The sequence below is a fragment of the Thermovirga sp. genome (assembly GCA_012523215.1).
Taxonomy (GTDB): Bacteria; Synergistota; Synergistia; order Synergistales; family Thermovirgaceae; genus 58-81.
On sequence record JAAYIZ010000209.1, the window covers coordinates 1 to 24786 of the forward strand.

The 24786-nt window shown below is 60.6% G+C and carries 26 protein-coding genes and 1 tRNA gene; 25 read left to right on the forward strand and 2 right to left on the reverse strand.

Translation table 11 applies throughout. From position 1 onward, the window contains the following. The 18 genes from GX108_05810 to GX108_05895 all read left to right on the forward strand — a co-directional run. Positions 1–240, forward strand: a 240-nt coding sequence (locus GX108_05810) for a 30S ribosomal protein S1 (protein NLO56553.1), incomplete at its 5' end; no start/stop codon positions are given. A gap of 70 nt (positions 241–310) precedes the next feature. After that, positions 311–799 (forward strand): peptide deformylase, encoded by a 489-nt coding sequence (def, locus tag GX108_05815; GenBank protein ID NLO56554.1) that lies wholly within the window; start codon positions 311–313, stop codon positions 797–799. After that, on the forward strand, positions 796–1731 hold the full coding sequence (gene fmt, locus GX108_05820; protein NLO56555.1) for a methionyl-tRNA formyltransferase: 936 nt from the start codon (positions 796–798) through the stop codon (positions 1729–1731). The genes def and fmt overlap by 4 nt, the downstream gene beginning before the upstream one ends. Next, a complete protein-coding gene (locus tag GX108_05825; GenBank protein ID NLO56556.1) occupies positions 1728–2489 on the forward strand; it encodes a hypothetical protein in 762 nt (253 codons plus the stop codon). The genes fmt and GX108_05825 overlap by 4 nt, the downstream gene beginning before the upstream one ends. Positions 2490–2557: 68 nt before the next feature. Further along, positions 2558–2779 carry a ferredoxin family protein gene (locus tag GX108_05830; GenBank protein NLO56557.1) on the forward strand — a complete coding sequence of 74 codons (222 nt, stop codon included), beginning with the start codon at positions 2558–2560 and terminating at the stop codon, positions 2777–2779. Between the two features lie 17 nt (positions 2780–2796). After that, the gene (gene vorB / locus GX108_05835; protein ID NLO56558.1) at positions 2797–3849 is read left to right on the forward strand and encodes a 3-methyl-2-oxobutanoate dehydrogenase subunit VorB; all 1053 of its coding nucleotides are present in this window, start codon (positions 2797–2799) and stop codon (positions 3847–3849) included. 20 nt (positions 3850–3869) lie between these two features. Then, a complete protein-coding gene (locus GX108_05840; protein NLO56559.1) occupies positions 3870–4616 on the forward strand; it encodes a 2-oxoglutarate oxidoreductase in 747 nt (248 codons plus the stop codon). 14 nt (positions 4617–4630) lie between these two features. Then, entirely contained in the window at positions 4631–5194 is a 564-nt protein-coding gene (locus GX108_05845) for a 2-oxoacid:ferredoxin oxidoreductase subunit gamma (GenBank protein ID NLO56560.1), read from the forward strand. Between the two features lie 4 nt (positions 5195–5198). Next, positions 5199–5726, forward strand: coding sequence for an NUDIX hydrolase (locus GX108_05850; GenBank protein ID NLO56561.1), 528 nt, complete (start codon positions 5199–5201; stop codon positions 5724–5726). 54 nt (positions 5727–5780) lie between these two features. Then, positions 5781–6668 carry a tyrosine recombinase XerC gene (locus GX108_05855; GenBank protein ID NLO56562.1) on the forward strand — a complete coding sequence of 296 codons (888 nt, stop codon included), beginning with the start codon at positions 5781–5783 and terminating at the stop codon, positions 6666–6668. Between the two features lie 37 nt (positions 6669–6705). Then, complete coding sequence (locus GX108_05860) at positions 6706–7539, forward strand: purine-nucleoside phosphorylase (GenBank protein ID NLO56563.1); 834 nt, start codon at positions 6706–6708, stop codon at positions 7537–7539. Then, positions 7536–8846, forward strand: coding sequence for a thymidine phosphorylase (locus GX108_05865; protein ID NLO56564.1), 1311 nt, complete (start codon positions 7536–7538; stop codon positions 8844–8846). Before GX108_05860 ends, GX108_05865 begins: the two co-directional genes overlap by 4 nt. Before the next feature lie 23 nt (positions 8847–8869). After that, on the forward strand, positions 8870–9403 hold the full coding sequence (locus GX108_05870; protein ID NLO56565.1) for a sigma-70 family RNA polymerase sigma factor: 534 nt from the start codon (positions 8870–8872) through the stop codon (positions 9401–9403). A gap of 63 nt (positions 9404–9466) precedes the next feature. Then, positions 9467–9563 (forward strand) — tRNA-Sec (locus tag GX108_05875). A 238-nt stretch (positions 9564–9801) separates the two neighbouring features. Then, a complete protein-coding gene (locus GX108_05880) occupies positions 9802–10884 on the forward strand; it encodes a BMP family ABC transporter substrate-binding protein (protein NLO56566.1) in 1083 nt (360 codons plus the stop codon). Positions 10885–10971: 87 nt separating this feature from the next. Beyond that, positions 10972–12558, forward strand: a complete 1587-nt coding sequence (locus GX108_05885; GenBank protein ID NLO56567.1) for an ABC transporter ATP-binding protein — start codon at positions 10972–10974, stop codon at positions 12556–12558. An 8-nt stretch (positions 12559–12566) separates the two neighbouring features. Continuing rightward, positions 12567–13640, forward strand: coding sequence for an ABC transporter permease (locus GX108_05890; protein ID NLO56568.1), 1074 nt, complete (start codon positions 12567–12569; stop codon positions 13638–13640). A gap of 1 nt (position 13641) precedes the next feature. Continuing rightward, entirely contained in the window at positions 13642–14571 is a 930-nt protein-coding gene (locus tag GX108_05895; protein NLO56569.1) for an ABC transporter permease, read from the forward strand. Between the two features lie 15 nt (positions 14572–14586). Here the strand turns inward: GX108_05895 and gpt are convergent, their stop codons facing one another. Continuing rightward, the gene (gene gpt, locus GX108_05900) at positions 14587–15096 is read right to left on the reverse strand and encodes a xanthine phosphoribosyltransferase (protein ID NLO56570.1); all 510 of its coding nucleotides are present in this window, start codon (positions 15094–15096) and stop codon (positions 14587–14589) included. A gap of 37 nt (positions 15097–15133) precedes the next feature. Further along, positions 15134–16537, reverse strand: coding sequence for a cysteine--tRNA ligase (locus tag GX108_05905; GenBank protein ID NLO56571.1), 1404 nt, complete (start codon positions 16535–16537; stop codon positions 15134–15136). 140 nt (positions 16538–16677) lie between these two features. Here GX108_05905 and GX108_05910 point away from each other — a divergent pair, with 140 nt between their 5' ends. The 7 genes from GX108_05910 to GX108_05940 all read left to right on the forward strand — a co-directional run bounded on the left by GX108_05910 (position 16678) and on the right by GX108_05940 (position 24774). Then, positions 16678–18162: an excinuclease ABC subunit UvrC gene (locus GX108_05910; protein ID NLO56572.1), complete on the forward strand. Its 1485-nt coding sequence runs from the start codon at positions 16678–16680 to the stop codon at positions 18160–18162. Positions 18163–18184: 22 nt separating this feature from the next. Then, positions 18185–19273: a bifunctional diaminohydroxyphosphoribosylaminopyrimidine deaminase/5-amino-6-(5-phosphoribosylamino)uracil reductase RibD gene (gene ribD, locus GX108_05915; GenBank protein ID NLO56573.1), complete on the forward strand. Its 1089-nt coding sequence runs from the start codon at positions 18185–18187 to the stop codon at positions 19271–19273. After that, positions 19237–19884 (forward strand): riboflavin synthase, encoded by a 648-nt coding sequence (locus GX108_05920; GenBank protein ID NLO56574.1) that lies wholly within the window; start codon positions 19237–19239, stop codon positions 19882–19884. Before ribD ends, GX108_05920 begins: the two co-directional genes overlap by 37 nt. Continuing rightward, positions 19885–21150, forward strand: a complete 1266-nt coding sequence (locus tag GX108_05925) for a bifunctional 3,4-dihydroxy-2-butanone-4-phosphate synthase/GTP cyclohydrolase II (GenBank protein ID NLO56575.1) — start codon at positions 19885–19887, stop codon at positions 21148–21150. Between the two features lie 41 nt (positions 21151–21191). Beyond that, positions 21192–21662 carry a 6,7-dimethyl-8-ribityllumazine synthase gene (locus tag GX108_05930; protein NLO56576.1) on the forward strand — a complete coding sequence of 157 codons (471 nt, stop codon included), beginning with the start codon at positions 21192–21194 and terminating at the stop codon, positions 21660–21662. 16 nt (positions 21663–21678) lie between these two features. Then, a complete protein-coding gene (gene serS, locus GX108_05935) occupies positions 21679–22962 on the forward strand; it encodes a serine--tRNA ligase (GenBank protein ID NLO56577.1) in 1284 nt (427 codons plus the stop codon). Positions 22963–23043: 81 nt separating this feature from the next. After that, positions 23044–24774: a WecB/TagA/CpsF family glycosyltransferase gene (locus tag GX108_05940; protein ID NLO56578.1), complete on the forward strand. Its 1731-nt coding sequence runs from the start codon at positions 23044–23046 to the stop codon at positions 24772–24774. The last annotated feature ends 12 nt before the right edge of the window (positions 24775–24786 follow it).

Consider the following 24786-nt stretch of genomic DNA (forward strand, 5'->3'; position numbering starts at 1 on the left):
AGGCCCGGCGACGTAATAAGCGAGGGGCAGGAGGTCCAGGCCCAGGTCATCGAGATAAAAACCGCAGAGCGAAGGATAAGGCTCAGCATGAGCGCCCTCGAGGAGCCGGAACCCCAGGAAGAAAGGGAGCCGGTGAAGAGGCGGAGAAGGGGGGAGCAGCGCAACGATCCCTCCCAGTTTATCGACGGGGAGACCAACGTGACCATAGGAGATATTCTCAAGGAGTCCCTGGAAGAATAGTATCGATAAACTGGGCGGCCCTTCCTGGAGGGGCCGCTTTTTAAGGCCAGGAACCGGAGGGGACGGCGAGATGCCAGTGAGAGATATCCGGGAGTATCCCGAGCAAGTCCTGAGAGAAAAGGCGAGGGACGTGACCGACTTCGGGGAGGAACTCCAATCGCTTCTGCGGGACATGTGGGAGACGATGGAGACGAACGACGGCGTGGGCCTCGCGGCGCCCCAGGTCGGCGTCAGCCTGAGGGTCGCCGTCGTCGGTTGGAGGGATCGGAGGATCGTCCTGGTCAACCCCGTCGTGATCGAACAGGAAGGGGAAGATGTGCAGGAAGAGGGCTGCCTGAGCGCCCCCGGCTTTTTCGAGATGGTCACCCGGCCCGCCAGGGTCGTTGTCGAAGCCCAGGACGAGCATGGTCAACCTTTCAGGCTGGAGGAGGAGGGATTCCTCGCCAGGGTGCTGTCCCACGAGATCGACCACCTGGAGGGCAAACTTTTCCTCGACCGCCTTTCCCCGTTGAAACGACAATTTTTGAAGAAAAAGCTCCAGAAAAGGGTGGAAAAATGACCCTGGAGGGTCCCCTGTGGTTCGCCGGTTCCGGGTGGTTCGCCGCCCGCTGCCTGGTGGCGCTCGCAGAGAAACGGACCTTCAGCAGGGTCATCACGGCCCGCCCCAGGCCCGCCGGCAGGGGCCTCGCCGAGAGAGAGACCCCCGTCGACGGGACGGCCTCGAAGCTGGGCATCCCGGTCTTTAGGACCAGCGATATCAATCGTGACGAGACGATCCTGGCTTCCTTCCTGCAGGAGAAGCCCTTTTGCTTTTTTGTCATCGATTTCTCCCAGCTGATAGGCGAACCCTTCCTTTCGATGCCTGAACCGGGGTGTCTCAACATTCACCCCTCCCTGCTGCCGGCCTATCGCGGCGCGGCTCCCATCCAGAGAGCGATAATGAACGGAGAAAAGGAGACCGGCGTGACCGTCTTCAGGCTCGTGAGCGAGATGGACGCCGGCCCCATCCTGCTATCCTCAAAGGCAAAAATAGGCGACGAGGACACCTTCGGCGACATGGCGGAAACCCTTGCCGTGGAAGGTAGCGACATCGCTCTCGAGGGTTTAGAATTATTCCGAAAGGGAAGGATATTCTTCAGGGAGCAGCCGCAGGAGAAGGCCACCTTCGCCCCGAAGATATCAAAACGGGAAATCGAGATCAGGTGGGATATTTCTTCCAGGGAAGTCCACGATCTCGTCAGGTCCCTGAACCCCTATCCGGGTTCTCACTTCATATTCCGGGGAAAACGCACAAAATTATGGAGGACTCGAAGGGGATCCAAGGAGGGTGTTCCAGGAGAGGTCGTCGACTTCGTGGATGGAAACCCCCTGGTCGCTTGCGGCAAGGGTTCCGTCGAACTCGTGGAGGTACAGGCCGAAGGCCGCCGCCGGACCGACGGCGCCAGTTGGTCCCGGGGCCGGAACTTCAGGAAAGGGGATAGGCTGAAGTGAATTTTTCCACGGGAGAGCGCTCCTTCCCGGCCTCCCTCTGCGAAAGGAAATGGCCGAAGACCTTGGCCGTCACCGGGGCGCTGGGTTCGGGCAAGACGGAATGGGTGCTGAACATGGCCCTGGGTTTTCGCGCCTGTGGCGACGAGGTGACCGTAGCCGACGTGGATATCATCAACCCCTACTTCTGCGTCAGGCAAGTGGCCGACACCCTCAGGAAGGAGGGTTTCCGCATCCTTACCCCGCCCGAGAGCACCCGGTGGTCCGATATGCCGATCATCACCCCCGAGGTTTCCTGGGCGCTTAAGGCTCCCGGAGGAAGGCTCCTCATCGACGTGGGCGGCGACGCCGCCGGTGGAAGGGCCCTGAAGCAGTTTTCGGCCCTGATGAGGGAAGCGGGTTTCCTGCTGGTGCTGGTGGTGAACCCTTTCAGGCCAAGCACCAGGGATACGGAGGGCGTCCTCGAACTGGTGAAGGGCATCGAGGGGGTCTCGGAACTCAAGGTCGGGGCCCTCGTCGCGAATCCCCATCTCATGGACCAGACCACCGCCGAAGAACTCCTTTGGGGATACCGGCAGGTCTGCACGGCTGGAGAGGCACTGGGTCTGGAGGTCCTTTACGGAACGGTCACGCCGCTATTGGCTTCGCAAATCGAAACGCTCCAAAAGGACTCCCCCGTCGAACTATGGCCCCTGGTCAGGCGCATGATGCTTCCCTGGGAGGAAGGCTATATGTGGACCAGGATTGACGACCGGTCATAAGGGATACGAGGCCGGCACCTCGAACCGGCCTGTAAATAACCAAAAGAAGGAAGAGGGTGCGCGGGTAAATGGCGAAAGGACGTATCAATGTGCTCGAGGAATATTGCAAGAGCTGCGGTCTTTGCGTCGAAGCCTGTCCAGTCAAAGTTTTGAGGATTTCGGAACATATCAACAGCAAGGGTTACCGACCCGTGGAGCAGTTCAAGGAAGGATGCATAGCCTGTAAACTGTGCGCCACAACCTGCCCTGACGCGGCGATCGAAGTGTTCAGGTTCGAAGAGGATCAATAAGGCCGGAGGTGGTATCCATGGCACGAGAACTCATGAAGGGCACTGAAGCTATAGCGGAGGCCGCCATCCAGGCGGGTTGCAAGTACTTTTTCGGTTACCCCATTACGCCCCAGAACGAGATCCCGGAGTACATGTCGGCGAAACTGCCGAAGATAGGCGGCGCCTACGTGCAGGCCGAAAGCGAGGTCGCCGCTATCAACATGGTCATGGGGGGGGGGTCGACGGGTACGAAGATCATGACCACCTCGTCGAGCCCGGGAATATCTCTCATGTCCGAGGGGATCAGCTACTTGGCCGGGTGCGAGATACCCGCCGTCATCGTCAACGTCATGAGAGGGGGGCCCGGCCTCGGAGGGATACTTCCGTCCCAGGCCGACTACATGCAGGCCACCAAGGGCGGGGGAAACGGGGACTACCGCCTGCTGGTCCTCGCCCCCAGCACGCTGCAGGAAGCCGTGGAGCTCGTCCAGATGTCCTTCGACCTGGCCCTGAAGTACCGCAACCCCGTCATGGTCCTCGCCGACGGGTTCATGGGCCAGATGATGGAAGCCGTCGAGATCAAGGAGCACCTTTCGACCGACCTCCCACCCAGGGAGACCTGGGCGTTGGGGTGCATGGGGGAGCGCGGGGGCAAAAGGTCCCTCCTCAGGAGCCTCTATCTCAACCCCGAAGACCTGGAACACCACAACATCATGCTGCAGAAAAAGTACCGCGAGATGGCAAAAGAGGTCAGGTTCGAGGCTTACCACTGTGACGACGCCGAGGTCCTGCTTTGCGCCTTTGGGACGACGGCCAGGATCGCGAGATCGGCCATAAACAACCTGAGGAACGAAGGCAAAAAGATCGGCATGCTCCGGCCCATCACGCTTTACCCCTTCCCGAAGGAAAAGATCAGGGAACTTGCCTCCGGGATCAAGCACGTCCTGGTGGTCGAGATGAACATGGGGCAGATGGTCGAGGATGTCGAGGCTGCCCTTTGCGGGAAGGCTCCCGTGTCCTTTTTCGGGCGCGCGGGCGGCATAGCTCCCTCGGTCAAGGAGATCGAGGAACAACTCAGGGCCGTTCTTTAGTACGGGGAGGTGTCCGACCAATGAAAGAGACCAAGATCTACGAAAGACCGAAGGCATGGCTCGATGGCGTGCACACCCATTACTGCCCTGGGTGTGGGCATGGCATTACCCACAGGCTCATCTGCGAGATCATCGATGAACTGGGCATACAGGACGATACGATAGGGACCGCGCCGGTCGGCTGCGCGGCCCTGATGTACGACTATATCGACGTCGACTTCTGCGAGGCTGCCCACGGGAGGGCGCCGGCGCTGGCCACGGGGATAAAGCGGACCAGGCCGGACAAGATAGTCTTCACCTACCAAGGCGACGGGGACCTGGCCTCCATTGGGACGGCCGAGATAATTCATGCGGCCAACAGGGGTGAAAAGCTCACCGCCATCTTCATAAACAACGCCATCTACGGGATGACCGGCGGCCAGATGGCCCCGACGACGCTCATCGGCCAGAAGACCACCACCAGCCCCTTCGGAAGGGATCCCGAACTGGCCGGTTATCCCATGAGGATGTGCGAACTCCTCGCCACCCTCGAGACCCCCGGTTTCATAACAAGGGTCTCCGTGGCCAAGCCGAAGCACATCATCGAGGCCAAGAAGGCCATCAAGAGAGCCTTCCTGAACCAGATCGAGGGCAAGGGTTACTCCTTCGTGGAGGTTCTTTCCAACTGCCCGACCAACTGGGGGATGACACCCGTCCAGGCTTTCGAGTGGACCGAGAGCTCGATGACGCCGCACTACCCCTTGGGCGTCTTCAAGGACTTCGAATAGGGGAGGGGAATGATATGTCCGGATTTTTCAGAGGGATGATTGCCGCCGGTTTCGGGGGGCAGGGTATAATGGTCCTGGGCCAATTGGTGGCCTACACGGCCATAAACGAGGGCCGCCACGTCACGTGGATCCCCTCCTACGGGCCGGAGATGCGCGGCGGGACCGCGAACTGCGGTGTGGCCATCAGCGACGAGGAGATCGCCTCGCCGGTCGTCGCGGAGGCGGATGTCACCGTCATAATGAACAACCCCTCGCTGGAAAGGTTCGAGGGATCGGTGAAGCCCGGCGGACTCCTGGTGTATAACTCGGACCTGGTAAATTATCCCAACCCCAGGAAGGATGTCACCCTTTTTCCGATACCAGCCTACAGCGTCGCCCTTGCCCTTGGCAGCGACAGGGTCGCCAACATCGTCGTGCTCGGGGCCATAGTCGAGGCGACCGACCTGGTGGGCGTCGAGGCCTGCGTCGAGACCATCAAGGATAAACTGGGCAAAAGGAAACCCCAGTTCCTTCCCATGAACCTGGAGGCCTTCGAAAAGGGGAGGGAAATAGCCCGGGAACTGCTCAAGAAAGCCTGAAGCCATGCTCCCCAAGGAGGAGAAGGTTTCCGGCGAATTGGTATACAGGGGACGGATCCTGAACCTGCGAGTTGACAGGGTCAGGCTTCCCGACGGGGGCATGACCGCCCGCGAGGTGGTGGAGCATGCCCCAGCCGTGGGGGTGGTCGCCGAAACGGAAGAGGGCGGCCTCTACCTGGTGAGGCAATACAGGTACCCCACCGGCGAGTACCTTCTGGAGATCCCGGCGGGGATCGTCGAAGAGGGCGAGAATCCCGTCGATACCGCCGCCAGGGAGCTGAGAGAGGAGATCGGGTTCATGCCCGGGGTTCTGACGGAGGTGACCCGGTTTTATACCTCGCCGGGTTTCAGCGACGAATTGATCATACTCTTTCACGCCAGTGAGCTTTCTCCATCGCCGAAGGAATGCGACAGCGATGAATTTCTGGATGTGGCCAGGTTCGACCGGGAACGGCTCAAGAGCATGGCTTTTTCCGGGGAGATCAAGGATTCGAAGACACTGACCGCCCTCTACTGGTTTCTTTCGAGGTAAAAGCCAAAACAGGGGAGGGGTTCGAGCGCCCCTCCCCGGGAAGGCCGGCGGAACATGAAAAGGGATCTTCCCCACCTTGAAACATTTTTCAATTACCTCCGCTACGAGAGGGGATGCTCGGAGAACACCGTCAACGCCTATCGCAGCGACCTTCGCGGCTGGTTCTCCTTTTGCGCGGAAAGAGACGTCGCCCCTTCGCCGCCCTCGCCGGGGAGGATCGCGGAATACCTGGGTTTTCTCTCAAGGGCGGGGCGCAGCAAATCGTCCATCCAGAGGGCTGCGGCCACGCTCCGGTCATGGACGAGGTTTTTAGCCTCCGAAGGCGTTTCCGGGGGGTCCCTCGACCTTCTCCGGCTTCCCGCCAGGGAGAGGAAATTACCGAAGGTCCTGACGGAAGGAGAGGTGGACAGGCTGCTGGAAGCCTGCGAAGGCGACGACCCTATCTCGCTCAGGGACAGGGCCATCGTCGAGGTTGGTTACGGATGCGGCCTCAGGGCAGGAGAGATCGCCTCGCTGGAACTCTCCGACATGGGGCTCGACTCGGGGCTGATCAGGCTGCGCGGAAAGGGAGGCAAGGAGAGGGTCGTCCCCCTGGTCGGCAAGGTCAAGGCCAGGGTCGAGAGGTACCTGGCCTCGGGCAGAGAACGGCTTGGAGGTTCCCGCGCCGGTAAATTCTTCCTCTCCAGGAACGGCAGGCCCCTGAGGAGGGAAGATGTCTGGCGCGTCGTCCAGAGAAGAGGCGAAAAAGCCGGTATCTCGCGGTCAAGGCTGCACCCGCACATACTCAGGCATTCCTTCGCGACCCACCTGCTGCGGCGGGGCATGGACCTCAGGGTCCTCCAGGAACTCCTGGGCCACTCGTCGATAATGACCACGGAGAAATATACGCACTTTGACGTGGAACTTCGAGATGTCTACGATAAAAGCCACCCCAGGGCCTGAGTCCTGTCGACGAAGGGGTGTCCGAGGAGGTCATTTCATGTCCTACAGGGAAGATGTCATCAACGCCGCGAAAATGATAAGGGGCAGGATCGGCACGGTACCCCGGGTGGCCCTGGTGTTGGGCTCCGGCCTGGGATCCCTGGCGGACTCGATAGAGGACGCCGTGAAGATCCCCTACGCCGAGATAGACCGTTGGCCCCTTTCTACCGCCCCGGGGCACGCCGGCAGGCTGGTCTCGGGCCGCCTGGGTGATGTCCCCGTGCTGGCCATGCAGGGAAGGGTCCACTTTTACGAGGGGCACTCCCCGGCCGATATCATATTCCCCGTGCGGGTTTTCGGCGAGATGGGCATACCCTTTTATTTTGCCACCAACGCCTCGGGCGGCATCAGTTACGATTTGGCGCCCGGAGACCTGGTGGTCCTCCATGACCATATGAACTTCCAGGGTTTCAACCCCCTTAGAGGAGAGAACGAAGACGACTGGGGCCCGCGATTTCCCGACATGACCTTCACCTACGATCGCGAAATGATCAGGATAGCCGAAGAAGCCGCCTCATCCATCGGGATACAGGTCAAGCGGGGCGTCTACGCCGCTTTCCCCGGTCCCTCCTTCGAGACCCCCGCCGAGATAAGGATGCTGAGGACGCTGGGGGCCGACCTGGTCGGCATGTCCACCGTTCCGGAAGTCATCGCCGCGAGGCATAGGGGCATGAGGGTCTGCGTCATCTCCTGCGTGGCGAACCGTGCCGCGGGAATGACGGAAACTCCCATGACCCACGAGAAAGTCCTCGAGGAGATGAACAAAGCCGCCGGGAGACTGGAGCGCCTCCTGAAGGCCATGGTGGCGTTACTGGGGCTGAAGGTCCCATGAACCCCGTAGCCTTCATCGAGGACAAGCGCGACGGCAGGGAATCGACCCCTTCGGAGATCGGCGAGTTCGTCCGGCTCGCTCAAAAGGGCGAGGTAGCCGACTACCAGTTGGCTGCCTGGCTGATGGCGGTTTTTTTCCGCGGGATGACCCGCCGCGAGGTAAAAGCCTTCACCGAAGCGCTGTCGACTTCGGGGAGAGTGGTCCGGTTTCCCCCGGATATCTTCCCCGTGGACAAGCACAGCACGGGCGGCGTGGGAGACAAGACGAGCCTCGTCGTGGTGCCCCTGGCCGCCGCCTGCGGCGTCCCAGTGGCAAAGCTCAGTGGGAGGGGCCTGGGTTTCACCGGGGGGACCGTCGACAAACTCGAGTCGATACCGGGCTTTTCCGCCCACCTCGAACTGGAACGGTTCATCGACCAGGTGAGGAGCGTCGGCTGCGCCATTAGCGGCCACTCGGGGGACCTGGCGCCGGCGGAAGCCCTTTTTTATGAATTGAGGGACGTGACCGGCACGATCCCTTCCATACCGCTCATCACCAGCAGCATCGTCAGCAAAAAGATGGCAGGAGGGTCCAGGGCCTTCGTATTTGACGTGAAGTGCGGCTCGGGGGCCTTCATGACGGACGAAGCGTCGGCCCTTGAACTTTCGGAAAACCTCGTCGGCCTTTCGGCTTCCCTGGGCAGGAGCGCCATGGCCCTTGTGACCGACATGAGCCAACCCCTGGGAAGATGGGTGGGAAACGCCGCCGAGGTGGCCGAGGCCGTGGAGGTCCTCCTTCAGAAGGGACCGGTCGACGTCAGGGAGCTTTCCCTCAGGCTCGCCGCCTCCATGGTCCGCCTGGGCGACCGGGCCGGCTCCCTGGATGAGGGCTACCGCCTTGTCGAGAGCGCCCTCGAGACAGGCCGGGCCTACGACAAGTTCCGGGAGATGGTCCGGGCCCAGGGCGGCGACCTCGATGGGTTCATCAGCAGGGCGGCCGGCGGAGGCCACCTCGCCGGGAAAGCCCGGGTGATAAAAGCCGGGAAGAGCGGCTTCGTCACCCGGTGCGACGCGAGGGCGGCGGGGGAAACCCTGAGGATCCTGGGTGGAGGCCGGCTCACCAGGAAGGATGCCGTTGACCATGGCGCGGCTCTCGAGGTCCTCAAGAAAAGGGGGGACCGGGTGTCCAGGGATGAACCGCTGGCCAGGGTTTTCTTTTCCTGCCATGAAAGCCGGTGGGACGAGGCACGCCCTCTCCTGGAGGGTGCCTTTGAGATCGGCGAGGAAACCGCCGCCCCGGCTCTTGTCATCGGGTCGGTCGGACCTTGAAAAGACGGGATGAGGACGGACCGATGGGGGAGGAGCCCTCGGAAGCCCTGCTTCAAAGTTGCAAGGCCGGCGACGGGGAGGCCCTGGAAGAACTGCTGGTCCTGATCACCCCCCTGGTGAGGGGAGTAGCGGGGAGGCTCTCCCGGGGAGGCAGTCCCTTTTTCGATGACCTGCTGCAGGAAGGGTTCATCTCCATACTCAAGGCCCTCCCGAAGTACGACGTCAGCAGGGGGAAGTTCACGTCCTTCGCCTTTTCCTGCGCCAGGAACGGCATGGTGACCTTCCTCAGGAGAGAAAAAGTACGCCGGTACGTCCAGGTCCTGGATCCCGCCGAGGTGGATCCGGGTATCGCCCGGACCGTCCCCGCCCTGGACGAGGAACTCCTGGAGGGGCTTTCCGTCATGGAGGTCGCCGCGCTGGACGCCTTTATCCATACCGGGTCGGTGTCAGCCTCGGCGGGGTTGCTCGGTTGGCCGAGGAAGAAGGCGGACAACGCCCTCCAGCGCGCCCGGAGAAAGCTCAGGGACAACCTGGACAGGGAGCGCCTGGGCGGGTGAGGTCGAGGCGCGTTTTTCCCGGTGGACGGAAGGACGCCAAGGATCTAGAATATTATGGCCGTCGGAGGCGAGTGTGCTCTGGTGAGTGCCCCGGGCTTCAAACCCGGTGGGGGTCGGTATGGCCGGCTTCGGTGGGTTCGATTCCCACACGTCTCCGCCATTTTTTTGTATTTTGCCGCGGACGTAACGAGGGAGGTTTTCGCGATGAAAGAGGCTTCTTTCAAACTCAAGGGCTTTTCCTACCCCCTCAGCATGGGAGGACAAGGCCTCCATCGTCGACCCCTTTCCATGGCCGGGCATGAACAACGCCGAAAGGAGTTGAAGTCCGGCTTCCTTTTGTTCAAAATATAGGCGTCAACCGAAGGGGAAACATATAATTCCGGGGAGGTATGAAGCGAATGAAGAAGCTCGTCCTGGTGATGGTCTGTCTGTTGGTGGTCCTGGGAGTGTCAGCAGCCTCGGCTTTTGAGCCCGTGGCGGCAAAAGACCTGAAGATCGGTTTCGTCTACGTGGGGCCTGTCGGCGACGGCGGGTGGACCTACATGCACGACCTGGGCAGGCTGGAGATGGAGAAAGCCTTTCCGGGAGTGGAGAGCTTTTTTGTGGAGTCCGTCGCTGAGGGTCCCGATTCGGTGAGGGTCATGGAGACCTTTGTCAGGAACGGCGCCAAGCTGGTTTTCGCCACCTCCTTCGGGTATATGGATTTTGTCCAGGAAGTGGCGGCGAAAAACCCCGACGTGGTCTTCATGCACTGCTCAGGATATAAAAGGGCGCCGAACGTGGGCAACTACTTCGGGAGAATGTACCAGGCGAGGTACCTGTCGGGGCTCGTCGCGGGCAATATGACCAAGAAGAATGTCATCGGCTTCGTGGCCGCCAACCCCATCCCCGAGGTCATCAGGGCCATCAATGCCTTCACGGTGGGCGCCAGGAAGGTCAACCCCGATGTCAAGGTCAAGGTGGTCTGGCTCTTCTCCTGGCTCGACCCGGCCAGGGAAAAGGAGGCCACCCTCGCCCTTATCGACGCCGGCGCCGACGTCATAGCCATGCACGCCGATTCGGGTGCGGCTCCCCAGACCGCCGAGGAGGCCGGCGTCTATGTGGTCGGGTACAACAACGATATGAGCCACTACGCTCCCACGATGCACCTCACCGCCCCCGTATGGGAGTGGGGCATGGCCTACAAGTACTTCGTGGGCAAGGTCATTGACGGGACCTGGGAATCGAGCGACATTTGGTGGGGTCTCAAGGAAGGCTTCGTCGGCCTTTCGCCGATCTCCGACGTCGTCCCCGCCGAGGTCGTCGCCGCCGTCGAATCGGAAAAGGCAAAGATAATAGAAGGCGGCTGGGATGTTTTTTATGGCCCCGTCAGGAACCAGAAGGGCGAGGAGGTCATCAGGAGCGGCGAAAAGATGACCGACGAGGAAATGCTCGCCATGAACTGGTTCGTGGAAGGAGTAGAAGGCGAGATCCCGAAATAGACCCTTTCTTTACGGGGGGCGCGGAGAGCGCGCCCCCTTTTCTTTCCCGAAGATCAGGGCCGCTGCGCAGGATAAAGCCTCGGAGGGATGCGATTGTCACCGGTTCAATCTGAACCTCTTGTCGCGATGCGGGGGATAGATAAAATTTTCGTCGGCGTCAAGGCCAACGCCGGGGTGGATTTCGACCTCGACAGGGGAGAGGTCCATACCCTTCTCGGCGAGAACGGCGCGGGCAAGAGTACCCTTATGAACATCCTCAGCGGCCTTTACACCCCCGACGCCGGTACCATAACCGTCAAGGGGAGAGCCCAGGCCTTCAGAAGCCCCCGGGATGCCCTCCGGGCGGGCATTGGCATGGTCCACCAGCACTTCATGCTCGTGCCGACCCTCTCCGTCTGGGAGAACGTGGCCCTGGGCCTCGAGGACAACCCCTTTCTGATGGACAAGGCCCCCATTGTCGAAAGGATAAGGGGCATCCAGGACAGGTACGGGATCCACGTCGACCCCATGACGCCCGTGTGGCAGCTTTCCATCGGCGAACAGCAGAGGGTGGCCATAATCAAGGCCCTCTACCGCAGCGCCGATATATTGATCCTCGACGAGCCCACCTCGGTGCTGACGCCCCAGGAAGCGCGGGCCCTTTTCGGGACCATCCGGCAGATCACCGCCGAAGGGCACGGAGTCGTGTTCATCTCCCACAAACTCGATGAGGTCATGGACATATCGGACCGCATCACCGTGCTCCGCAGGGGCAGGAAGGTGGCCACCGTTCCCGTCGCGGAAGTCACCAAGGAATCGCTGGCCGACAAGATGGTCGGGAGGAAGGTGGTCTTCCAGGTAGGCAGGACCCTGCAGAACCCCGGCAGGGTGGTGCTGGAGGCCAGGGACCTGGTAGTGATAGGGGATCGCGGGAGGACGCGGGTGGACCACTTTTCCTTCAACGTCAAGCAAAGGGAGGTCCTCGGGCTGGCCGGCGTCTCGGGTAACGGACAGGAAGAGCTTTGCGACGCCCTGTCGGGAATCAGGAAGATCGAAAGAGGAAGCATCGTGGTCGACGGGTACGAGTTGGCGGGGCGGCCCATAAGGGAGTTTCAGAAAAGAGGCGTAAGCTATATACCGGCCGACAGGATCGGGACCGGCCTCGTCAGGGGAATGAACCTCAGGGAGAATATCGCCCTGAGGAAATACTGGAGAAAAGAGTTCACGCGGTTCCGCTTTTTCATCCACTGGGAAAATATCGCCGGCCGCACGGGCCAACTGGTGGAGAGATTCGGCGTCGTCCACCCCGGGCTGGGCTACCCGGCCCGGCTGCTATCCGGCGGGAACCTGCAGAAACTCATGCTGGCCAGGGAATTGTCCGACGACCCCAAGGTGGTCATTGCCGTTCAACCCACCTGGGGGCTCGATGTAAGCGCCACCCACTTCGTGAGGGAAACCCTCCTGGAGCAGAGGGACCGGGGAGCGGGCGTCCTCCTGGTTTCCGACGACCTGGAGGAGATCTTCTCCCTCAGCGATCGTATCGCGGTGATGCACAACGGGAGACTGATGGGCCTCGTGGAGGATCCCGACAGCGTCACCGAGGAACAACTGGGGCTCATGATGGCCGGCACGTGCCTCGAAGAGTTTTGCCCCCACGGCACGGAAACCCCATCTGCTTCGGGAAAGGTGGTCTGACCTTTCAAATGAGGTACCGGATAGTTCTGAGGAGAAGGTTCAAGACGGGATTGCTCTTCGAAGGGATCCTTCCCGTCCTTTCGGTCGTGGCCGCCCTGATTTTTGCCGGGGGCGCCCTGTCGATCTTCGGGATATCGCCCGTGGCGACCTACAAGGCCATGTTCCGGGGCGCCCTCGGGAGCGGCTACGGTTTGAGCGAGGTGATGGTCAAGACCATTCCCCTGGTCATCTCGGGAGTAGCCGTGGCCCTTGCCTTCAGGATGAAGGCCTGGAATATCGGAGCCGAGGGGCAGATATACCTTGGGGCCTTGGCCTCGGCCGCCGCGGTTCGCTTTCTCCCGTCGGGAAACCACGCCGCCATGCTTCTGACCATGACGGCGGCGGCAGCCCTGGCCGGCGGGGCCTGGGGGTTCGCGGCCGGGTTCCTGAAGTCCCGGTGGAACGTGAACGAGGTGATCACCACCCTCATGCTCAACTATATCGGCATTCACCTGGCCGATTTCTTCATCTACGGATCCTGGCGGGATCCCTCCAGCCTCGGATTTCCCATGACGCCCTCCTTTCCTCCTTCTGCGCGGCTGCCGCAATTTTTCGGCACCCGGGTCCACCTGGGGATAGTGATCGCGGTGCTCCTGGTGCTGGTGTTCAGACTGGTGATCCGATGGACCCGCTGGGGTTTCGAGATACGGGCCATCGGGGACAATCCCAGGGCGGCGGTCTATTCCGGAATACACTACGGCAGAAATGTGGAACTGGTGTTATTCATCTCCGGAGCCATCGCGGGCTTGGCCGGGATGACCGAGATCGCGGGACTCCAGGGCCGCCTGCAGCCGGGTTTCTCGCCGGGTTATGGTTATACGGCGATAATCGTGGCCTGGCTGGCCAGGCTCAACCCGTGGGCGATAATGATTGTCTCCTTCTTTATGGGGGTCCTCCTCGTCGGCGGCGAGGCCATCCAGGTTATCATGAGGCTACCCCTCGCCAGCGTGCAGGTCATACAGGGCTGCATCCTTTTCTCGGTCCTGGGTTTTGAATTCTTCCGCAACTACAAGGTATTCCTGGTGAGAAAGGAGAGCGGTTAGGATGGAAGTCCTCATCCCCATCATGGCCGCCGCGGTGAGGAGTGGGACGCCCATCCTCTATGCGACGCTGGGAGAGATCCTCACCGAAAGATCGGGCGTGCAGAACCTGGGTCTCGAGGGCCTGATGCTCATGGGCGCTTTCATGGGGTTCTCCGTGACCCATGCCACGGGGAATCCGTGGCTGGGCGTCGTGGCGGCCTTCCTGGCGGGAGTGGTCATCTCGGCGGTACATGCCTTTCTCTCCATCTCGGTGGGCGCCAACCAGGTGGTGAGCGGATTGGCCGTCGCCATGTTCGGGACCGGCGCCAGTGCACTCCTGGGCAGGAAAATGGTGGGCCTCACCGTGACCGGTTTCGGAAAGATCGCCCTGCCGGTGCTCTCGGAGATCCCGGTCCTGGGGCCGGTTTTCTTCTACCATGACCCCTTGGTCTACCTTTCCTACGGCCTGGCAGCCTTTCTTTACTGGTTCATCTTTCATACCAGGCCGGGGCTGAACCTGAGGGCCGTGGGGGAGTCTCCCATCGTCGTGGATGCCATGGGGCTCAGCGCCGCGAGGTTGCGTTACGCCTATACCCTGGTCGGAGGAGGACTGGCCGCCGTAGGGGGGAGTTACCTCTCCCTGGCCTACACGAAAATGTGGAGCGAGGGGATGAGCGCCGGCCGGGGATGGATCGCCGTGGCGCTGGTGATCTTCGCCCTTTGGAACCCCGCCAGGGCGGTCCTGGGCGCCTACCTTTTCGGAGGCGTGGGAGCCATGCAGCTGAGGATCCAGGCGGCGGGCACGAGCTTCCCGGCGCCGATCCTGATGATGATGCCCTATATTTTCACCATCCTCGTCCTGCTCGTCCTGTCGGTGAAAAAGGGCAAGGGGGTCTTCCTTGGATCCCCCGGGGCTCTCGGGGTACCCTACTCGCGGGAGGACAGGACCTGAGCGCGAAGGGCGGGTTCAACCCTTTTGACCGTTCCTCGAGAGGTCGGCGATGGGCTCGATGTACTGGTACTGGGGTTCGGAATCCCAGGGGAAGAGTATCCAGGTTTCCTGGCTGACCTCGGTGATATAGGTGTCGGTGAGGGGTCTCCCGTCGGGCTTGGCGTAGACCGTGGCGAAGTGGCTCAGGGGGAGCATCTCCCTGACGATTTTTGCCGTCTTGCCCGTATCGACCAGGTCATCGATTATCAGGGACCTCTCGCCGTCGCCGTCGACATTCTTCAGGACCTTGAAGCCTCCCTGGGCCCTGACGGTGTAGCTGGAGACGCAGATGGTGTCGATAAAATGGATGTCGAGTTCCCTGGCGATTATGGCGGCCGGGACAAGTCCGCCCCTGGCTATGGCGATGATCCTCTCCCAGTCGGAGCGTTTTTCCAGCAGCCTCCACGCCAGGGCCCTGCAGTCGTTGTGGAGCTGGCTCCAGGAAACGGGGTAGGTTTTCTTGTAGCGGCTGTCAGTTTCTTTCATGGTTGTCCTTCCTCGGGCGACGCGATAGCGCCGGACCTCAGGAACGTTTCCAGCGGGTCCCGTGGGGCGTATCCTCGAGGATGATGCCCCTGGAAGCCAGTTCGTCCCTGATCGAATCGGCCCTTTTGAAGTCCCTGTCCCTACGGGCCTTCTCCCTTTCCGCCAGCAGGGCCTCCACCTCTTCTTCGAGGTTTTCGTCCCCTCTTTCCGTCCTTTCGATGATCCCCAGTATGCCGTTGACGTAATCGAAAAACGAGAGCGCCCTCTCCTTGAAGGCCGGCGTGAGGCTTTTGCCGCCCGACGTGGCCTGGTTGATGGTCCTTATGGCCTCGAAGAGGGTTCCGATGGCTCCGGCGGTGTTGAAATCGTCGTCGAGGGCCGCGTTGAAGCGCTCTTGGGCCTCATCGAAGGGGAGGGTCTCCTCCCCTTGAGGCGACCCTTTCTCTTCCACGGGGGCGCTGACGAGTTCAAGGTAGGAGTTCCTTATCCTGGCGGCGGCGCTTTCGGCCTGCCCCAGGCTTTCATCGGAAAAACTGATGGGGGACCTGTAGTGGGCGCTGAGCATGAAAAGCCTGATGGCCGAGGGAGAAAACCGCTCACGAGCCTCCCGGGCGGTGAGGATGTTGCCGAGGGATTTTGACATCTTTTCCTGGTCGAGGAGGATGTAGCCATTGTGGATCCAGTATCTCACGAAGGGTTTGCCCGTCGCGCCCTCGGCCTGGGCTATCTCGTTATCGTGGTGGGGAAAGACCAGGTCGCTTCCGCCGGCATGGATATCGATGGTCTCGCCGAGCAGGGCCATGGACATGGCGCTGCACTCGATGTGCCATCCCGGCCGGCCCTCCCCCCAAGGGCTCTTCCAGGAAGGTTCACCCTCCTTTTTGCCCTTCCAGAGAGCAAAGTCCAGGGGGTGTCGTTTCCTGGGATCTACCTCGATGCGGGCCCCGGAAAGGAGGTCGTCCAGGGACTGCTTCGCCAACTTGCCATAGCCCGGAAAGGACAGGACGTCAAAGTATACGTCACCGTCAACCACGTAGCCGTGCCCCTTTTGGACGAGGCGGGCCACCAGGTCGATGATTTCGGGGATGAATTCGGTGGCCCTTGGCGAAAAGGTGGGGCGCCTTACGCCGAGGGCGTCGGCGTCCTCGAAGTAGGCTTCGATGAACCGGTCGGCCAGTTCCCGCACGGAGACGCCCAGCTGGACCGCCCTGTTTATCATCTTGTCGTCGATGTCGGTGAAATTCTGGACGTAGGTCACCTCGTAACCCCGTGCCTCGAGGTAACGGCGAAGGACATCGAATATTATGAAGGGACGAGCGTTGCCGATATGGAAGAAATCGTATACCGTAGGGCCGCAGGAATAGAAACGGACCTTTCCCGGTTCGATGGGGACAAAGGCCTCCTTCTTCCGGGTGAGGTCGTTGTAAAAGCACAGAGCCATGGCTGCACCTCCAAAGACGGGAAAAGACCTCTTCAAGAGGTATCCTATACCAACGAGGCACCGCGGACAACTGGTTCAGCTCTTTGAGGCCGGCGATCGCGTGCCGTCGACAGTCACCTTTGGAGGAAGCAGAAAGGGAGATGGACCTGGAGAAAACGGGTATTGAGAAGAAAGTGGCGTCCCTGCCCTTGCGACCCGGCGTTTACCTCTTCCTCGACGAGAAAAGAAATGTTATATACGTGGGCAAGGCCAAGTCGCTCAGGAAAAGGGTCCAGTCCTATTTCAGGCATGGCGGGTTCGCCTCGCCCCGTCTCAGGAAGCTGGTATCTTCCATAAGGGATATCTCCTTCATCAGGACCGAGACGGAAGCGGAGGCCCTCATAACCGAAGCCAGGCTGATAAAACAGTACCAGCCCTTTTTCAACATCGATCTCAAGATGGGGGAGCGGTATCCCTATGTGAAGATCACCAATGAACCCTTCCCCCGCATCGTGATCACCAGGCACCGCGAGGAGGGGGACGGCGCGGATTACATCGGGCCCTTCGTGAGCGCCGGCGAACTGCGCCAGATGCTCAGGCTGGTGGAGAGGTTTTTCCCTCTGAGGATCTGCAGGACCGACTCCCGGGACGGCAAATGGGCCGCGAGGCCCTGCGTAAGGTACGACCTGGGGAGATGCCTGGGCCCTTGTGCCGGCCTCGCCGACCCGTCGGAATACCGGGAGAGGGTTGCCGACATTGTGCTCCTCCTGCGGGGGCAGTCCGCCTCCCTCGTGGGAAGGCTGAGGGAGAGGATGGACAAGGCGTCCGCCTCGCTGGATTTCGAGACCGCCGGAAGGTTGAGGGACACTATAAGGGCCATTTGGAGGCTATCCAGGAGGCATGTATCCCTGGTCTTCTCCGATCCCCTCGACGGCAGGACCTGGAAGAGCCTGACCAAACTCCAGGAGGAGTTGTCCCTGCCGGACCTTCCGTGGAGGATCGAGGGGTTTGACGTCTCCCATTTCGCCGGGGGGGAGGCCTACGGCGTCTGCGTTGTCTTCGAACAGGGCCTGCCCAACCCCTCCCTTTACAGGAGGTACAAGATCCGCACCGTGGAGGGGGTCGATGACTTCCGGTCCATGGCGGAGATCCTGGAGAGAAGGTACAAACGGCTCCTGGATGAGTCGGGGGTTTTCCCGCAACTCATCCTCATCGACGGGGGGCGAGGGCAGCTCTCCTTTGCCGTGGACGTGCTAAAGAGCCTGGGGCTTGCCGATATCCCGGTGGCCGCCATCGCGGAAAGGGAGGAACTGATCTTCGTGCCCGACAGGGAGGAGCCCATCGCGCTTCCCCGGGAGAGCGAGGCTTTGATGCTCCTCCAGAGGGTTCGGGATGAATCGCACCGTTTCGCCCTGGCGGCCAACAGGAGAGCCGGAAGAAAAAGGATGTCCCGCTCGTCGCTGGAGGATGTGCCCGGCATAGGGAAGATCCTCGCCTCAAGGCTCCTTTCGAGGTTCGGCAGCGTCGCCAGGATATCCACCCTGGCCCCGGAAGAGATTGCCTCCGTAAGGGGTGTCGGCGCCGAAGCGGCGAAAAGGATAATTCACCACCTGGGGGGTCGGGAATCGGATGATGGAGATGAATGACCCGAAGAGGGATGCCTTTCATATGAGGACGGTCCTGAGCCTTGCCCTCAGGGGAACGGGCAGGGTAAGCCCCAACCCCCTGGTGGGGTGCGTGATAGCCGCCCCCCGCGGAATCGTGGGTTGGGGGTATCACGCCGAGGTCGGCGGAGCCCACGCCGAGGCCGTCGCCCTGGGCCGGGCCGCCGAAAGGGCACGGGGGGCGACGTTGTACGTCAACCTCGAACCATGCCGTCATCACGGCAGGACCCCTCCCTGTGCCCCCAGGATCATCGAGGCGGGCGCCGCCAGGGTCGTCGCCGGCATGGCCGACCCGGACCCGAGGATGTCCGGCGGGAGTTTCTCCATGATGAGGGAAGCGGGGATCGAGGTCATCCAGGGCGTTTTGGAGGAGAGATGCAGAGGGGTAAACCGAGGCTTCCTTTCCAGGTTGGAGCGGGGCCGCCCCTGGGTCACCCTCAAAGGAGCCATGACGCTTGACGGGAACATGGCCATGCCTTCCGGGGAGAGCCGCTGGATCAGCAACTCCTCTTCCCGGGTGAGGTCCCACCTGTTGCGGGACGCCTGCGATGCGGTCATGGTGGGAATCGGCACCGTAGCGGCCGACGATCCCTTGCTGACCGTCAGGGACACCACCGGAAGCGATCCTCTTTCCGTCGTTCTCGACCCCTCCCTTCGGATATCCCCGTCGGCCAGGCTCGCCAGGTCGGGGACCCTCATTTTTTACTCCCGGAAGGCCCCGGGGGAAAAAATGAGGCACCTGGAGGAAAAAGGTTGTATACTTTACATGGTCGCGGCCGACCCCGAGGGAAGGCCCCTTTTGGAAAGCGTCCTGGAAAAACTTGCCGAAAGGGGAGTCAACCGGCTACTGGTCGAGGGGGGGCCCGGTATACTGGGTTCATTCCTGGCCCGGAGGCTTTTTGACGACGTCACGCTCTTTGTGTCTCCGAGGTTTTCGGGAAAAGGCCATGGCATCGGCGAAGGGTTCGCCCTCGAAAGGCTCGCCGATTCCATAGGGGTTATGGTCGTGAGCACCAGGAACCTGGAGGGCGACCTGTGGCTGGAGGGGGTCAATCCATGTTCACTGGACTGGTTGAACGCACTGCGAAGGTAACCGGACTTGTGAGGTCCGGCGGGATCTTCGAACTGGAAATAGGAGATGTCCCCTTCGACTGGGAGCTGAAAAGAGGGGATTCAATCTCCGTATCGGGCGTGTGCCTTTCTGTGGTGGTGAGTAAAAGAGGGAGTTTCACGGCACAAATGATGCCGGAAACTTCGGAGAATACCATCCTGGGAAGCGTCAAACCCGGTTACCGGGTCAACCTCGAGAGGGCCATGCCGGCCTCGGGACGATTCGAGGGGCATATCGTCACTGGCCACGTGGACCTGGTTTCGAGAGTGGTGGGTCTCAAAAACCTGGGACAGAGCCGGGAACTTGACTTCTACCTTCCCGCCGCCGCCACCGGCTTCGTGGCGAGAAAAGGCTCCATTGCCGTTCAGGGGGTCAGCCTGACGGTCATAGGGAGCGAAGGGGGGCGTTTCGGGGTCGGGCTCATTCCGGAGACGCTGACCGACACCACGCTGGGCGATCTCCGGATTGGCGACCCGGTGAACGTGGAGTACGATATACTATCGAAATACTTGGTGAATCTTCTCGAGAAACGAGCTTCCCACGAGGAAGGCGGACTGACCCTGGACAGACTGGCTGAAATGGGATGGTCATAAATGAAAAAAATGGAAGGCGAAGGGAAATTGGACGAATTTGAAAAGACCTCCGCGACGGTGGAGGAAGCGATAGAGATAATTCGCCGCGGTGGGATGGTCATCGTCGTGGACGATGAGTCCCGTGAGAACGAGGGCGACCTGGTAATGGCCGCGGAATCGGTCGACGCGGAGAGCATAAACTTCATGGTCTCCCGGGGAAGGGGGCTTGTCTGCGTCCCCCTGGATGAAGGGGTCGCGAAGAGGTTGAGCTTGGAGCCCATGGTCAAGGAGAACACCGATTTGTACTCCACGGCCTTCACCGTGAGCGTCGACGCCCGGGAGGGCGTCACCACGGGGATATCGGCCGCGGAAAGGGCCCTCACGGCAAGGCTCCTGGCTTCCCCCGAGGCTTCCCCGGAGATGTTCCGAAGGCCGGGGCACATGTTCCCCCTCATAGCGAGGGCAGGAGGGGTCCTTAAAAGGTCCGGCCATACCGAGGCCGCCGTGGATCTCGCCAGGCTCGCGGGAAAATCGCCGGTGGGCACCATCTGCGAAATTATGAAGGACGACGGGACCATGGCCCGGTTCCCCGACCTGGTGGAATTCGCAAAGGTCCATGGGCTCAAAATCATCACCATCGAGGATCTCATCCGGTATAGGAACAAGAAGGAAAAACTGGTGGAAAAGGTCGCGGTGGTAAACCTTCCGACGGAGTACGGCGAGTTCATCGCCCATGCTTACCTATCCGTGCTGGATGATACCGGGGACAAGGTGCATCTCGCGCTGGTGAAGGGAAATATTTCCCCGGAAAGGGATACCCTGGTCAGGGTTCATTCCGAGTGCCTGACGGGCGATGCCCTGGGCTCCCTGAGGTGCGACTGCGGTCCGCAGCTGAGAACCGCCATGAGCATGATCGAGGCCGAGGGGAACGGGGTTTTGCTGTACATGAGGCAGGAGGGTCGAGGGATAGGGCTGCTGGAAAAACTGCATGCCTACGAATTGCAGGAGAAGGGCCTGGACACCGTGGAGGCCAACGAGGCGCTTGGCTACAGGCCCGACCTAAGGGATTACGGTATCGGCGCCCAGATCCTCGCCGACCTGGGCCTGAAAAGGATCAGGCTTATCACGAACAATCCCCGGAAGATCATTGGCCTTGAAGGCCATGGCCTGGAGGTGGTGGACAGGATTCCCCTCATCATCTCTCCCAACGCCTTCAACGAGAAGTACCTGGCCACGAAGGAAAATAAACTGGGACATATGCTCCACCTGAAGGACGTTATCGGTTAGGCAGCCTGTCGGGCAAAAAACAGAAGGGGGAGTGATGCGCTATGAAGACGATCCAGGGCAAACTCGTGGGTACCGGCCTGCGTTTCTTCCTTGCGGTCTCCCGGTTCAACGAACTTATTTCCTCGAGGCTCCTGGAAGGAGCCAAGGATTTTCTTTTGAGGCACGATGTGCAGGCCCAGGATATCGAGGTCGCCTGGGTTCCCGGGGCCTGGGAGCTTTCGCTGGTCGCCAGGGAGAGCGCCCTCACCGGCAAATACGACGCTATAATCGCCCTGGGTGCGGTCATCAGGGGTGATACGCCCCACTTCGATTTCGTGGCTTCCGAAGTGTGCAAGGGTCTCGCCATGGTGGAACTTGAACAGAGGATTCCCGTGGCGTTCGGCGTCCTGACCTGCGATACTCTAGAACAGGCGCTCCTCAGAGCCGGGAGCAAGTCGGGGAACAAGGGAGCCGACGCCGCGGCCGCCGCCATCGAGATGGCTGACCTTTTGAGGCAGATGAGAAAATCGTAAGAGGAGGAAGCCCTTTATGCTTGACATCAGGATCTTCCGGGAAAAGCCGGAGGAGTTAAAGAAAGCCCTGGAAACGAGGTATGGAGAATACCCCGTAGGCGAGGTCGTCGAACTGGATGCCCGCCGCAGGGAAGTGCTCACCCTCGCCGATGACCTCAGGTCCGAAAGGAACCAGGGCTCCAGGGAGATCGCCGAGTTGAGAAGGAAGGGCGAGGACGCTGCGGAACTGACCGAAAGAATGCGCCTTGTCGGCGAGGAGATAAGAAGTAATGAAGAAATAATCGCCGACATGGAGAACCGAATCCAGACCTTGCTCCTCGAAATACCGAATATCCCCCACGAATCCGTCCCCGTCGGGGAAGACGAAAACTTCAACAAGGTGGTCCGTTCCTGGGGCGAACCCCGGTCCTTCGATTTCGAGCCCTTGCCCCATTGGGACCTGGGAGAGGCCCTGGGGATAATGGATTTCGAAAGGGGAGTGCGCCTCGCCGAAAGCCGGTTCACGGTGCTCAAGGGTTTGGGGGCGAGGCTAGAGAGGGCCTTGATAAACTTCATGCTCGATATCCACACGAAGGAACACGGCTACCAGGAGATCCAGCCGCCCTTTATGGTGAACAGCGAGACCATGAAGGGAACGGGACAATTGCCGAAATTCGCCGAGGACCTCTACTCCTGTTCCTCCGACGACCTCTGGATGATCCCCACCGCCGAGGTGCCGCTGACGAACCTCCACCGAGGGGAGATCCTTTACGAGGATGACCTTCCCCTGCGCTACACGGCCTATACCCCCTGCTTCCGGCGGGAGGCGGGAAGCCATGGTCGTGATGTCAGGGGCATGCTTCGCCAACACCAGTTCGATAAGGTGGAACTGGTCAAGATCTGTTCGCCCGATAGCAGTTACGGTGAACTGGAGTCCCTGACGGCCTCCGCCGAGGAGATCCTGAAGAGGCTTGAACTTCCCTTCCGGACGGTGCTCCTGTCCACGGGGGACATGGGTTTTGCCGCCAGCAAGACCTATGACCTGGAGGTATGGCTCCCTTCGCAGGAAAAATACAGGGAGATCAGTTCTTGCAGCAATTGCGAGGATTTCCAGGCTCGCAGGATGAACACGAGGTTTCGACCCAAGGGTGGAGGCAAGGTGCGGTTCATCCACAGCCTGAACGGCTCGGGAATAGCCGTTGGGAGATGCCTCATCGCAATCCTGGAGAACTGCCAGAACCGGGACGGTTCGGTTTCGATTCCGCGGAACCTCGTCCCCTACATGGACGGGGTCGATGTCATCGGACCCTTTTCATGCTAAAATCATGACGGTGCACCATTCCTCGCCGGAGGAGAAGTTTGCGATGGCGAAGAGAGCAATTCTATCGGGGGAGAGCGCCTTATGACCTCGGGTGTCCATGAGCTCCAGGAGATGGTCCTCCTTTCGCTTTCGATTTTCGTCTTCTTTTTCGCAATCCAGAGGATATCGAAGGTGACCCTGGAAAGGGACCAATACCAATTCCTCAAGGATATCTGCCTTGTGGCTGCGTGGGGTATATGCGGGGTCTGGTCCCCTGATTCCACGGTCCGGCTCGTGGTGGCCATGGGCCTCCTGTCGACCATCTTCGGCGTCGGCCAGAGAGCCAGGCCGAGGATGCCCTGGTCCCTGGGTTTCTTCGGCATCGGCATTGTCTTCGCCACCTTGGGGCTGGGAATATCCTTCATCGGTTTCCCCGGCGGGAGCTACCTCTTCCTCAACCGGTACTCTTCCATGTTGGTCACGGCGCTTTGGGTCGGACTGTTTCCCCTCCTCCTGCAGGAGATGGACCAGGTGCCCGGCCTGGCGGGATTCCTCTCCGCCGTGACATGGATTGTCATGCTCATCGTCACGGGCCTTTCGAAGCAGCATATCCAGGGCGCCTTTTATATAACCCTCGTGGGGGTGTCCATCCTTGCCGTATTCTGGAGCCGCCACGGTCACTCCTACCAACGCCTCGGGGAACCTATGGCCGCCCTCTGGGGAACCCTGATAGCCGGCACTTCCATCATGGGTGTCAGCAAAGGCGTGACTTTTTCCACCCTCATGCTCATCCCCCTTGGACTTTTTGCCATACCCATGGTCGAGGCCTCCGTCCACATCGTCAGCCGAGCCTTCTCCTCCCGTTCCCAGGGCTCCCTTTTCCTCTACAGGAGGCTTGTGAGCAGGGGTATGGACCATACGCCGGCCGTCCGATCGGTGGGCTCCCTTTGCGCGGTCATGGGAGCGGCGGTGGCCAGCTTCCAACTGAGGGACGAGAACATGGCCCTGGCGGCCCTCCTGTCATCGACGATCCTGCTGGGCGGCCTCCTTTTCGTCGTTTCCTCGGGAAAGAGGAAGTCCGTATCGACACGCTCCACCCTGTGGGGGGCGCCCATCGACAGCATATCGGCCGATTACGCCCTGGGCCGCACCCGGTCACTGATTATCAAGGGGGGATCCGGCCGTTATTTCGTAACCCTGGACGCCCTCTCGGCACTTAGAGTGAAGGAAGACAAACATTTCAGGGAGATAGTGGCCGGTGCCGACCTGGTCCTTCCCGATGGCAAGGGTTTGACCTGGGCTCTCGGTTTCCTGGGGATTCACGCCCTTCAAAGAATCCCCGGCGTTGAATTCGTTGAGCGGTTGTGCAGGCTCGCCTCGATGGAGGGGTGGCCCGTTTTCCTGCTTGGGAGCGCCCCGGGCGTGGCCGAAAAGGCCGCTCAAAACCTGAAAACCCTTTACCCGGGTCTTGTGATCGGCGGCGCCAGGCATGGCTATATAGAAGCCGCGGAAATGCCGCGTTTGCTCGATGAGATCAAAAATTCGGGTTCCCGATTCATCTTCGTCGGAATGGGAGTTCCCAGGCAAGAAACCTGGATACACGAATATCATCGCCAACTGCCGGGCACTATATCGATAGGCGTGGGAGGCAGCTTCGACGTTATTTCGGGCAACCTGAGAAGGGCGCCCCTTTTCCTGCAGAAGGCGGGTCTCGAATGGTTATTCAGGCTCATCCAGGAACCCTGGAGGTGGAGCCGGGTGCGCCGTCTTCCTCTTTTCGTGTACCACGTGATCCTCACAAAACTAGGATTCTCCCATCAGAAAGGGGAATGATGTTTTGACGAT